Origin of the sequence: Sphingomonas sp., assembly GCF_041661885.1 — a bacterium.
Classification (GTDB): domain Bacteria; phylum Pseudomonadota; class Alphaproteobacteria; order Sphingomonadales; family Sphingomonadaceae; genus Sphingomonas.
Map to the genome: position 1 here is coordinate 234426 of NZ_JBAZTL010000007.1, position 12063 is coordinate 246488.

Genomic DNA, 12063 nt, shown 5'->3' on the forward strand with positions numbered 1-12063 from the left:
GGCGTCATAATGGGGGGCTTAGCCACGTCCTGTCGTGTCACGCTGGTCTAGGGCAACGATTGCCAATCCCCTGATAAACCAACCGACGACATCAACTTACTAGTTCGTCGAAAGTGAGGCTCGCGCTCACACAGATCGCTTTAAGCTTCACTCCAGCCCGACGTGCCACGACCTGCGCCTTAGCTATGGTGGTGTCAAACGAGGGGACACGACTACAAACTATAATTAGAGATCGCTTTGATTCGATCCAATCGCGGCAGTTGTCGTGGGCCAACGTCGCAAAAAGCTGCTTTAACGCCTGGTCGATATTTCTACCCTTTAGTTCAAGTATGATGCTCCCTGTTCCAATCTTGGTGATAATCCAATCCGCTCGTATGCCATCGGTGATTAAGCAGCCATCAACCTTCACAACCAAGTACGAAATATTGCCTTCATTTATTATGTTAAGTCGGCGACCATTCTCCTTTAAAGTAATGTTGCTATCGCTATTATCGGTTACGCACGCGGTGACCGCGCGCCTCACGATCCGACCTCCGGAAATTCGATGTCTAGTAATTTAGAAAAAGTCTCGCCAACGGAGTTTGAAACTTCGTCTATGTATCGAGCGTCAATTAGACCTTCTTCATCCATAAGATCATTCATCAAACCATCATGGATAGAGTATGCCTTTAGTCTTTTTGGGGTAAGCCAGTACTCACGGGAAACTATCTCGTCTACCGCCTCCGCATTACGCCTAGTTCTGCCTAAGCTTCCTGCTTTTAGAAAGTTATTCAACTTAGCGAGAATGTATGGACTGTGAGTGGTAATGATCAAGTTTCGGCGAGCTCGCTTTGAAACAAGATGACCAATTAAGAAGTCTACTAAAAGACTCTGGGCTTCGGGAAACAAATGAGCCTCAGGCTCTTCGATATAGAAAAGGTCGCTGCTTCTATCTCGCTCAGGTTGTCGACCGGCATAGAAATCAATCAATAGCCACATAGGCAGTAATTCCTGCTGGCCGCTGGACAGTGCAGTAAAAGGTACCCTTCGCCCATCTTGCGTCTCAACAAATTCCAGATCACGCTCGAATTTGATCTCACCGCCAAAGAGGTCGATCATCATCTTTCGACGCTGTGCGTTATCCTGAGAGCTGCTTCGTCCAAATAAAGCTCCCTTCGACGCAAAGTCGCGCAAGTTTGCAAATAATTTGGCAAATCTGATCGTGACCGGGTCAAGGCTGCTACCCTGTTCAATAGCAGCCACCAATCGGCCAATGCTGGTGAAAAAGGCCCTGCCGGCAGGCACAAATGTTTGAGACTCGATAAACAGTGGACCCAATTCGGAAGTCAAGGCCGCATGGAACCTTCCTCTTATGTGCCAAGATGCTTCGGTCGATCGATGGAGAAGTTCAGATCTATCCGTTATTTGATCGCGATTTTTTCTGTAGCTTTCTAAAAGACTGTCGTATTGGGACTTGAAACGATCAGAGAACGTGACCGTAACGTCATCGGCGACATTCCCTTTGCTCATGCGACGGAGAATGCGAAACTGGTAAGGGCCAGCCGCGAAAGTGATGTTGAAGCGGCGCTTCCCCCACGCTCCGGGCGGAAACCATGTCTTGAATAAGCGGACGGTTTCTCTTTTAAATTCATCGATATCCAAGTCTCTCTCGCTAGAGACGATCTGTCGACTGAATATATCAATGAAAAAATAGAAAAGCTTTATCGTGAGACTCTTTCCGCTGCCTTGGGGTCCAATAAGAACCGTTACAGGAGCGAGTTCGAATTTCGCTGCTCGGATGCACGAAAAATCTTCGATATTAAGTGTAATTAATTTGGACGAAGCAGTTTTTACCGCCGGCTCCGACTTACGGCGAAGATGGCTGGCGCGTTCGGCCACGGGCATCAAAAAACTCCTGTCTCTGTCTCGAGATCATGTCGTCGCTCTATCTCAACGACGGTCAAACGGAAATAGCGCCGGCCAAAAATGGAATGAGGTACGTTGGCGCTATGTCGACGAAAGGTCACTAACTTTTTTGGCAACACCCTTCCGCCTGGGTACAAGATCGCTGTGCCACTTTTTGTGCGCCGAGCTTGGCTGCCCGAGGATGCGCGACGGCGCTGTGCACGACGTAAAACCGGGTCGCTATGAGAGTGCTTCGCGTACGGAGCGGGAACAGACTGTGCCCCCCGTTGTGCCGACATAAACCGTTGCTCCCCGCGTGTTTCGCGTGTTCTGGATTGACCGGAGTGCCGCAGAAACCTAGGGTTTTCGCCGTTGCCCCCGTAGCTCAGTCGGATAGAGCGACGGTTTCCTAAACCGCAGGCCGGTGGTTCGAATCCACTCGGGGGCACCAGCCTAAATCGGTCACGTAGCCCGGCTTTGCGCCAGCACCTCATAGGCCATCACTGCGGTGGCGACTGCCGCATTCAAGCTGTCGGCCTTTCCCAGCATGGGGATCTTCACCAACAGATCGCACTGCGCCGCATAAGTGTCGGGCATTCCTTGCGCCTCATTGCCGGTCAGCAGGAAGGTCGGGGCGGTATAGCTGGCCGCGCGATAGTCGCTGTTGGTGTCGAGGCTCAGTCCCACCAATTGCCCCGGTCCACTGCGCAGCCACTGCGTGAACTCCGCCCATTCGCATTGCACGACCGGTACGGTGAACAGCGCGCCCATGCTCGCCCGCACCGCTTCGACCGAGAAGGGATCGACGCACTCCCCGATCAGGATCAAGCCGCCCGCGCCAACCGCGTCGCCCGTGCGCAGGATCGTCCCAAGGTTGCCGGGGTCGCGCAGTCGCTCGGCCACCAGCCAAATCGGCGCGCTTGAGCGATCCAGGCTCGCCAGATCGCGCGCAAATTCCGGAAAGACGCCGACCACTGCCTGCGGATTGTCCTTGCCCGACAGTTTGGAGAGGATATCGGGCACCGTCTCGATCGCTTCGCCGCCCGCCGCCTCGACATCGGCGACCAGCGCCTGCACCAGCGGATGCGCCGCGCTGTCGCGGGCGAAGAACAGATATTGGGGAATGCGTCCGGCTTCGCGCGCCTCGGTCAGGATGCGCAGGCCCTCCGCCAGGAACAGCCCCTCCTCACGGCGATGTCGCTTCTCGCGCAGCAGCCGCACGCGCTTGATGAGCGGGTTGGAATAAGCGGTGATTTCGCGCGGCATTACAGTCCCCCCGGCGCGCGGAAGGGATCAAAGCAGGGGGTATCGACGTCCATGTCCCGCCACATGCCCTCCGCCAGCGCCGCCCGCAAGCAGGCGCTGCGCCGGGGCGGTCAATCCTCGCCGAACTTGGCTTCCACCAGATCGCACAGCGCGCTAACCGCCGCCTCGGCATCGTCGCCATCGGCCGAAATCACGATCGTGTCGCCCATCGCCGCGCCAAGCATCATCAGGCCCATGATCGAGGTGCCGGTGACCGACCCGGCCCCATCCTTTTCGACCTGCAATTCACACGCTTGCGCCGCCGCCAGCGTTACGAATTTCGCACTTGCGCGCGCGTGCAGCCCGCGCTTGTTGGTGATGAGGACGCTGCGGCTGACGGCCATCAGGCCGCTGCCTCGCCAAGAACTTCGGACGCAACCGAAATATATTTGCGACCGGCCTCGCGCGCTGCCGCAACCGCATCAACGACCTTCATCGACTTGCGCGCCGACTCAAGCCGGATCAGCATCGGCAGATTGATACCCGCGATCACTTCGATCCTTCCGCGTTCGAGCAGCGAAATTGCGAGGTTGGAGGGCGTGCCGCCGAACAGATCGGTCAGCAAAATCACGCCGCGCCCCGCATCGACGCGCGCGATAGCCGCAGCGATATCATTACGCCGCGCCTCCATGTCGTCATCAGGACCGATCGCGACCGTCGCGACACGCTCCTGCTTGCCCACGACATGCTCCATCGCGGTTACAAATTCCTCGGCCAATCGGCCATGAGTCACGAGAACCAGCCCGATCATCGCTCCGCCCAGCTCATGCAACACGCGCCCCATTATTTTGCGTCTCGTCCGGTGCGCCTTCGAGCGAGTCCTGGGGCGCAGCGTCAAGATCTCGATGGGCGACCGTGGGCGAAAATCCCTCCGCACGCAACCGGGCCGCTACCCGCTCTGTCACATGCACCGAGCGATGCCGCCCTCCGGTGCAGCCAAATGCGATCGTAACATAGGATTTTCCTTCGGCCCTGTAGCGCGGAAGCAACAGCAGCAGCAGCGACTCGATTTGCCCAACCGCGGCGGCATAGGCTGGATCATCGGCAACATAGGCGGCAACTTCGGGGTCCAGCCCGGTGCCCGGTCGCAGGTGCGGGACCCAATGCGGATTGCGCAGGAACCGCATGTCGAACACGAGATCGGCGTTACGCGGCAAACCGCGGGCGAAACCGAACGATGTCACCGAAAGCGTTGGCTCGCCCAGTCCCTCGCCGGAAAAGGTCGCGCGCACCTGCTGCGCCAACTCATTGGCGGACAAGGTGGTGGTGTCGATCAGCCGATTGGCCCATCGCCGGATCGGCGCCAGCAACTCACGCTCGCGGGCGATACCGTCCGCCGCCGGGCGATCGAGCGCCAGTGGGTGCCGCCGCCGCGTTTCCGAATAGCGCCGCTCGAGTTCGCCGCCCGCGCAATCGAGGAAAAGCGTGCCGATATCGTGACCATGTACCTCGCGCAGTTGCTTGATGCGTTGCACGATGCGCTGCGGATCAAAATCGCGGGTTCGTGCGCCGATGCCAAGCGCGAGCGGTTGCGTCGATTGCTCTGCCCCCTCCGGCAGCGGCGCGCCAAGCAGTCGGTCGAGCAACAGCAGCGGTAAATTGTCGACGACTTCCCAGCCGAGGTCCTCAAGCGTCCGCAAAACGGTCGACTTCCCGGCGCCCGACATGCCGGTGACGAGCAAGATGTCCTTCGGATCGCGCATTATAATCCCTTTGTAGCGCGATGAAGCGCCAATTCCACCTTGATCGCGGCGGATTCCTCAAAAGCGTTGAGCGTGATTTCCGGCAAATCCACCCCGGCAACGGTTATTGCCTTCGGGCGCAGTGGCATACGTTCCACCACGCCATCAAGGCATACAACCAGCGCCACTGCGATGTCGTGAACCCTGGGCATCTCGATGATGCCGATCCCGCGCACCTCGATCTTGCCGGCGATGGTATCCGGCGCGGTGGCGAACAGCGTTCCATCGCGCGCCTCCAGCACGGTGTAATCGTCGCTGACCAGATCGGCTCCGCGATCGATCAGCCGTAAGGCAAGATCGGATTTTCCCGATCCCGATGGCCCCATCAGCAACACCGCCCGCCCGCCGATCGCGACCGAGGTCGCATAAAGACGCGATTGCTTCATGTGATATTCCGCGCGGGCAGGCGCACGACCAGGCGCGCGCCCTCGGCGCCGTCGGCGCGCCCTTCCACGACGATCGTGCCTTGGTGCGCCTCGACGATCGTGCGGGCGATCGCAAGGCCCAGCCCCGAATGCTTGCCAAATGCCTCCCCCGCCGGGCGTAGCGACTGGAATCGGCGGAACACCTGCTCGCGCGCGCTCTCCGGGACGCCCGGCCCCTGATCCTCCACCGCCACCGTCAAAAAATCATGTTCACGCTGCGCAGTGACGGTGATGACCCCGCCTTCGGGCGAAAAGGACACCGCGTTTTCAAACAGATTTTCCAGCACGCGCTCCAACCGCCCGCCCTCGCCAAGAAGGGTCAGCGGTTCGGATGCCTGGTTATCGAACCGCAGGCGAATACCCCGTTCGATCCCACGCGCTTCGCGGCTGGTGATGAGCGCCGAAATCATCGCGCCCAGATCGATGGGCTCGAACTTGGCGCGGCTCAATTGCGCATCGAGACGCGATGCCTCGGCAATGTCGGTAATCAAGCGATCGAGGCGCTGCACATCATCGCGCACGATCGCGAGCAATCGTGCCTGAAGCTCGGGGTCCTTGACCAGTGCCATACCCTCGACCGCCGAGCGCAATGAGGCGAGCGGGTTCTTCATCTCATGCGTTACATCGGCGGCGAAAGCCTCGATCGCGTCGATGCGCGCACGCAGTGCAAGGCTCATGTCGGACAAGGCCCGGGCCAGCATACCGATTTCGTCGCGCCGCTCCGGCAGGCGCGGCACCACCACTTCGCGCGCACGCCCAAGCCGCACGCGGACCGCGGCACGGGCCAGCCGTCGCAGCGGTCGCACGATGGTGCGCGCGAGGAACAAAGACAGCAGCACCGACACGATCGCCACGATCAGCAAGACCACGCCGAGCCGAAAGCGTTCAACCCGGACGGTCTGGGTAATGTCGCGCGCGTTGATCGTGGTCATCACCACATTTCCGCCCGGAAAAGCCGAAGCTGCGGTAATCACCGGGGTGCGATCGGGCGCGCGCCACACCGTCGCGGCGACGGCAGGCTCGGCACGCGCCGCGCGGACATCGGGCCAGGCGAGCCCGTTGCTGCGCTCACGATACAAGGGCGCGCGCGGGGTTCCGACCACGGTGTCGATCATGGCGTCAAGGAACCGCGCGGCGGCTTGCTGCCAGTCCTGCTTGTCGGGGTCCTGCAGCACGAAATTGCGCAACCCCAGCGCGCGCGTATCGATGACGAGCTTCGCATCCTTGTCGTAAATGCGCACGCGCGCGCCCATGTCCTGCGCCAGTTTGAACGCGAGATCGGCGCGTTGGCCGGGCGGCACGGCGACAGCCGCTTCGGCGATCAGGCGCGCCTCGCGGATCGATTGCGTGACGCGCCCATCGACGATGCGGCTGCGATACGAATCGAGGTAGAAAAATCCACCCGCGAGCATCGCCAATGCGAACACGTTGACGAACAGGATACGCGGCGTGAGGGAAACGCGCGCCGACCAGCGCAGCGACAGCGCGCGGGCGTCCTCCTCCTCGCTCGCCGGGCCAATGAAAGCGGCCTTATTCCTCAGAGAATCGATAGCCGGCTCCATAGAGCGTCTCTATTGCGTCGAATTCGGAATCGACTTGCCGGAACTTGCGGCGGACGCGTTTGATGTGGCTGTCGATGGTGCGATCATCGACGTAAATGTCGTCATGATAGGCGGCATCCATTAACTGATTGCGCGTTTTGACGATGCCGGGGCGTTGCGCCAGCGTTTCGAGGATCAGGAATTCCGTGACCGTCAGCGTGACGGTGTCGCCATTCCAGGTGACGCGGTGCCGCGCCGTATCCATCGCCAACCGACCCCGCACCAGCGAGGTTTCGGGCGTCGCTTCGCCATCGCCCCCGTTGCCCTGCGTCACCTCCGCACGCCGCAAAATTGCGCGAATCCGGGCAATCAGCAGCCGCTGCGAAAAGGGCTTTGCGATATAATCGTCCGCCCCCATCGCCAGGCCCAACGCCTCGTCGAGTTCGTCATCCTTTGAGGTGAGGAAGATCACCGGCAGCGTGCTTTTTTCGCGCAATCGGCGAAGCAGCTCGAGCCCGTCCATCCGCGGCATCTTGATGTCGAGGATCGCGATGTCGGGGGGATTGTCGATCAGCGCCTTCAGCGCCGTCTCGCCATCCGAATAGACGCGCGTCACGAAACCCTCTGCCTGCAGAGCGATGGAAACCGAGGTGAGGATGTTGCGGTCGTCATCAACCAGCGCGATCGTTGCCGTCATCGGCGGGGGATGTCCTTGTCCTTTGGCATGATGCCTAATCGATTATACGCCCGGCCTCAATGCAAGCTGAACGCGAGAGGTTTGACCGCGCGATGGCGGCCCGATATGCGCCACGATACGGCACATAATAAAGATGCGAGGTCAATTGGCCCGCATGGGACAATGAGGAGACCCCACACAATGAGCGACCGTACCCCGACCGCAGGGCTTGAGGCCCAGGGCATCGAGACCCGCGCCAATCTGCACTGGAACCTTGTTACCGCCCGCCTGATCCAGTCCGCGATCGCGCGCGGCGAAGGGAAATTGTCGGCGGACGGGCCGTTGGTGGTGGAAACGGGCGCGCATACCGGGCGCTCGGCGCAGGATAAGTTCATCGTCCGTGATGCCGAGACCGAGAGCACCGTATGGTGGGGAAAAAGCAACAAGGCGATGTCGCCCGAGCATTTCGCTGTCCTGAAGGCCGATTTTCTGTCCGCCCTGCGGGACAAGGAAGATTTGTTCGTCCAGGACCTGTTCGGTGGTTCGCAGCCCGAGCACCGCGTCAATGTGCGCGTGATTAACGAACTGGCGTGGCATAACAGCTTCATCCGGACGATGCTGGTGCGCCCCGAAGAGTCGGAACTGCGCGGTTTCGTGCCCGATTACACGATCATCGATTTGCCGAGCTTCCGTGCCGATCCCGCACGCCACGGCTGCCGCAGCGAAACGATCATCGCGGTCAATTTCACCGACAAATTGATCCTGATCGGCGGCACCAAATATGCCGGCGAGATGAAGAAATCGGTGTTCAGCCTGCTCAACTACTTGCTGCCGCCGACGGGCGTGATGCCGATGCATTGCTCGGCCAATATCGGCAAGGATGGCGACACTGCCGTGTTCTTCGGCCTGTCCGGCACCGGCAAGACCACGCTCAGCGCCGATGCCAGCCGCACGCTGATCGGCGATGACGAGCATGGCTGGTCCGACACCGCCGTCTTCAATTTTGAGGGTGGCTGCTACGCCAAGATGATTCGCCTCTCGGCCGACGCCGAGCCCGAAATTTTCGCCACCACCAAGCGGTTCGGCACCATCCTCGAAAACGTGGTGATGGACCCGGTGACGCGCGTGCTCGATCTCGACGATGCCAGCCTGGCCGAAAACAGCCGCGGCGCCTATCCGATCGATTTCATCCCCAACGCGTCGGAACACAATATGGGGCCGGTGCCGCGCAATGTCGTGATGCTGACGGCGGACGCCTATGGCATCCTGCCGCCGATTGCCAAGCTGACGCCCGAGCAGGCGATGTATCACTTCCTGTCGGGCTACACCGCGCGCGTGGCGGGGACAGAAATTGGCGTGACCGAACCCGATGCGACCTTCTCGACCTGCTTTGGCGCGCCGTTCATGGCGCGGCATCCCTCGGTCTACGGCAATTTGCTGAAGGAACGGATCGCCAGGGGCGGGGTCGATTGCTGGCTGGTCAACACCGGCTGGACCGGCGGAAAATACGGTGTTGGCAACCGTATGCCGATCAAGGCGACGCGCGCCCTGCTCAACGCGGCGCTCGATGGCAGCCTGAACGGCGTGGAGTTCCGCACCGACCCGAATTTCGGCTTCAAGGTGCCGGTTGCGGTGCCGGGTGTCGACAGTGCGATCCTCGATCCGCGCGCAACCTGGGCCGATAAGACCGCCTATGACGCCACGGCGGCAAAATTGGTCGATCTGTTCGTGGAAAACTTCGCGCAATTCGCCGATCATGTCGATGAGGGGGTCCGACAATCGGCCCCCAAGATTCACGCTCCAGCCTGATTGCCCGGTCTTTCGGATCGGGCGCCCCCAAACGGAAAGCCCGATCCGATGACCGAACTACCCTTTCGCCCATTCCCCGACGATGACGCCATTCGCCGTGTGGGGCAGGGGCTGCTCGACCACAGCCTGCCGCGCGCCGAGTGGACGCATGAGGCGCATCTCGCCGCAACCACATGGTTGGTGCGCGATCGGCCCGACATTGCGATCGATTTGGAGATTGCCGCTATCATCCGCAGCTACAACGTCGCGGTCGGCGGGGTGAATGATGACACGCAAGGATATCACGAAACGATTACCCGCGCCTATCTGAGCGGCGTGCGGGCGCATCTGGCGGCGCGACCTTCGGACGAGCCGCTGGTCGCGTGTGTCAACGCCCTGCTCGGATCGCCCGCGGGACGGCGCGATTGGCCGCTACGCTTTTATTCGCGCGATCGATTGTTTTCGGTGGCCGCGCGGCGCGGTTTCGTCCCGCCCGATCTCGCCTCGCTGCCGGGCCCATGCTAACTTCGCCGCACTCGGAACAGCCTGGGAAGGATGCGCTCATGGGATTGCTCGACGGACTGCTCGCTCAAGTCACTGAAAATGTCGATGTAAAGAACCTTGCGGCCAAGGTCGGGCTGACGCCGGAACAGGTCGAATCGGCGATCACCGCGCTGGGCCAGGCTCATGCCGCACCGACCGACACCGTTGCCACGGCGGCGGAGACCACCGGCCTTCCCACCGACATCCTGCAACAGATTGTCGGACACATTGGCGGTGAAGGCGCGCTTGCGCAATTCGCCACGCTTTTGGATGGGCCCTTGGGCACCGCTGGCAAGGGTGTGCTTGGCGAACTCGAAGGGCTCGCCGCCAACTTCTTCGGCAAAAAGTAAAGCCAAGGGCAGCGTCAGGCGGGCTCGACTCGCAGGACGCTGCCATCGGCACCCACGATCCGCACCGTCGTGCCGACCGCAGCATCCGGCCCGGTTGCGCTCCACGCACCGTCGCCAACCGTAACGCGCCCTTCGCCATCGACGATCGCCTCGCACACCGGCACGCGCTTGCCGATCAGCCGCGCTGCGCGATCATTGAGGAGCGGATCGGTCGAGGGTCGGTCCGACCGGCGATACCAACGCCATCCGATCGTCACCAGCGCCCCGGTCACCGCCGCAAACACCAGCGCCTGCACGATAACCGGCAAGCCCGGCACGATCAGCGCGACCACGCCGACAAGGGCGGCACCGGCACCCAGAAAAATCAGGAAAAAGCCCGGCGCCAGCATCTCGGCAATGACCAATGCCAACGCCGCGGCAAACCACAGCGCGCCGTCGCTCCATTCCACGCCGAACAGCATCATTGTGGCTTGTCCTCAAACGGTCCGCGTGGACGCGGCGTAGCGGGGGTGGGCGGTGTAGCCGGACTCCCCGAAATCGCCTCGCGCGCCAGCTCGCCAATCCCGCCCAGCGTCCCCATCAACTGAGTCGCTTCGACAGGGAACAGGATCGTCTTCGCATTGGGCGAGGTGGCGAATTTGCCGATCGCTTCGACATATTTTTGCGCGATGAAATAGTTGATCGCCTGAACGCTGCCGCTTTCGATCGCGTCGGACACCGCCTTGGTCGCGCTTGCTTCGGCTTGTGCGGCGCGTTCGCGCGCTTCGGCGTCGCGGAAGGCGGATTCGCGGCGCCCCTCGGCCTCGAGGATTTGTGACTGTTTCGCACCCTCGGCGCGGTTGATCGCGTTCTGCCGCGCGGCTTCGGATTCGAGGATCGTCGCGCGCTTTTCGCGTTCGGCCTTCATCTGGCGCGTCATCGCGTTGACGATGTCGGCGGGCGGACGAATATCCTTCAACTCGACACGCGTGATCTTCACGCCCCAGCTCTCGGTCGCATGATCGACCACCATCAGCAGCCGCGTGTTGATCTCGTCGCGCTTCGACAGCGTCTCGTCGAGATCCATCGAGCCCATCACGGTGCGCAAATTGGTCGTCGCGAGCTGCATGATCGCGAGATACAGGTCGCTCACCTCATAGGCCGCCTTGGCCGCATCGAGCACCTGGAAAAACACGACACCGTCGACCGCGACCATCGCATTGTCCTTGGTGATGATTTCCTGACCTGGAATATCAAGTACCTGCTCCATCATATTCACTTTGCGACCAATTTGGTCGAACAGCGGCACGATGAAGGTGAGGCCGGGCTGCGCCACCGCGATAAATTTGCCGAAGCGCTCGATCGTATATTGATAGCCCTGTCGCACCACCTTCATGCCGAGCATGAGGTAGAGCAGCACCACGACCACGAGCAGCCCTGCGATGATGAGTGCCATATGACGATTATCCCCGAACCAGCGGCCGCATGGACGCGGGCGCGACATGGCGATGTTCTAGCAGATTGGTTGCGGTGGGGTAGGGGAATATGACAGTGGCGAAGACTTGACGTCGCATCCTTGCCCGACTGTCGACATTCCAGAAAATGGCGGAAGAGGTGGGATTCGAACCCACGGAGAGCTTGCACCCTCGCCGGTTTTCAAGACCGGTTCCTTAAACCACTCGGACACTCTTCCACGTTCACTGGGCCGCGCTGCGACCGATTCCCGCCGTAACCGCAGCAGGCGTTCGCCCCGCTTAGCGGCGACCGGACGAAATGTGCAAGGTTTCTGGTCGATGCCGGGCCTTTGGGGGTTCATGTCGGCTGGGCGCT

General features: G+C 60.9%; 13 protein-coding genes and 2 tRNA genes. 4 read left to right on the forward strand and 11 right to left on the reverse strand.

Features of this window, described 5'->3' with window-relative positions:
* Nucleotides 1–519 precede the first annotated feature (519 nt).
* Nucleotides 520–1884, reverse strand: a complete 1365-nt coding sequence (locus tag WC704_RS14840; RefSeq protein WP_372891202.1) for an AAA family ATPase — start codon at nt 1882–1884, stop codon at nt 520–522.
* 374 nt (nt 1885–2258) lie between these two features.
* Between WC704_RS14840 and WC704_RS14845 the strand changes: the two genes are divergently transcribed.
* Nucleotides 2259–2335, forward strand: a tRNA-Arg gene (locus WC704_RS14845).
* A gap of 11 nt (nt 2336–2346) precedes the next feature.
* Here the strand turns inward: WC704_RS14845 and WC704_RS14850 are convergent.
* From WC704_RS14850 to WC704_RS14880, 7 genes are all read right to left on the reverse strand, one after another.
* Nucleotides 2347–3150 (reverse strand): TrmH family RNA methyltransferase, encoded by an 804-nt coding sequence (locus WC704_RS14850; RefSeq protein ID WP_372891204.1) that lies wholly within the window; start codon nt 3148–3150, stop codon nt 2347–2349.
* A 110-nt stretch (nt 3151–3260) separates the two neighbouring features.
* Entirely contained in the window at nt 3261–3533 is a 273-nt protein-coding gene (locus WC704_RS14855; protein WP_372891206.1) for an HPr family phosphocarrier protein, read from the reverse strand.
* The gene (locus tag WC704_RS14860; protein ID WP_372891300.1) at nt 3533–3940 is read right to left on the reverse strand and encodes a PTS sugar transporter subunit IIA; all 408 of its coding nucleotides are present in this window, start codon (nt 3938–3940) and stop codon (nt 3533–3535) included. The genes WC704_RS14855 and WC704_RS14860 overlap by 1 nt, the downstream gene beginning before the upstream one ends.
* A 13-nt stretch (nt 3941–3953) precedes the next feature.
* On the reverse strand, nt 3954–4892 hold the full coding sequence (gene rapZ, locus WC704_RS14865; RefSeq protein WP_372891208.1) for an RNase adapter RapZ: 939 nt from the start codon (nt 4890–4892) through the stop codon (nt 3954–3956).
* A complete protein-coding gene (locus tag WC704_RS14870) occupies nt 4892–5317 on the reverse strand; it encodes an HPr kinase/phosphorylase (protein ID WP_372891210.1) in 426 nt (141 codons plus the stop codon). Before WC704_RS14870 ends, rapZ begins: the two co-directional genes overlap by 1 nt.
* The gene (locus tag WC704_RS14875) at nt 5314–6918 is read right to left on the reverse strand and encodes a stimulus-sensing domain-containing protein (RefSeq protein WP_372891212.1); all 1605 of its coding nucleotides are present in this window, start codon (nt 6916–6918) and stop codon (nt 5314–5316) included. The genes WC704_RS14870 and WC704_RS14875 overlap by 4 nt, the downstream gene beginning before the upstream one ends.
* Nucleotides 6887–7594, reverse strand: a complete 708-nt coding sequence (locus tag WC704_RS14880; protein ID WP_372891214.1) for a response regulator — start codon at nt 7592–7594, stop codon at nt 6887–6889. Before WC704_RS14880 ends, WC704_RS14875 begins: the two co-directional genes overlap by 32 nt.
* Before the next feature lie 180 nt (nt 7595–7774).
* On the opposite strand from WC704_RS14880, the gene WC704_RS14885 reads away from it, so the two are divergent.
* The 3 genes from WC704_RS14885 to WC704_RS14895 are packed head-to-tail and all read left to right on the forward strand — an operon-like array spanning nt 7775 to nt 10254.
* Nucleotides 7775–9382, forward strand: coding sequence for a phosphoenolpyruvate carboxykinase (locus tag WC704_RS14885; RefSeq protein WP_372891216.1), 1608 nt, complete (start codon nt 7775–7777; stop codon nt 9380–9382).
* Nucleotides 9383–9430: 48 nt separating this feature from the next.
* Nucleotides 9431–9886, forward strand: a complete 456-nt coding sequence (locus WC704_RS14890) for a hypothetical protein (protein WP_372891218.1) — start codon at nt 9431–9433, stop codon at nt 9884–9886.
* 38 nt (nt 9887–9924) lie between these two features.
* Nucleotides 9925–10254 (forward strand): hypothetical protein, encoded by a 330-nt coding sequence (locus tag WC704_RS14895; protein ID WP_372891220.1) that lies wholly within the window; start codon nt 9925–9927, stop codon nt 10252–10254.
* Between the two features lie 14 nt (nt 10255–10268).
* Here the strand turns inward: WC704_RS14895 and WC704_RS14900 are convergent, their stop codons facing one another.
* From WC704_RS14900 to WC704_RS14910, 3 genes are all read right to left on the reverse strand, one after another.
* Nucleotides 10269–10718, reverse strand: a complete 450-nt coding sequence (locus tag WC704_RS14900; RefSeq protein ID WP_372891222.1) for an NfeD family protein — start codon at nt 10716–10718, stop codon at nt 10269–10271.
* Nucleotides 10715–11689: an SPFH domain-containing protein gene (locus WC704_RS14905; protein ID WP_372891224.1), complete on the reverse strand. Its 975-nt coding sequence runs from the start codon at nt 11687–11689 to the stop codon at nt 10715–10717. Before WC704_RS14905 ends, WC704_RS14900 begins: the two co-directional genes overlap by 4 nt.
* A 147-nt stretch (nt 11690–11836) precedes the next feature.
* Nucleotides 11837–11926, reverse strand: a tRNA-Ser gene (locus WC704_RS14910).
* Nucleotides 11927–12063 lie beyond the last annotated feature (137 nt).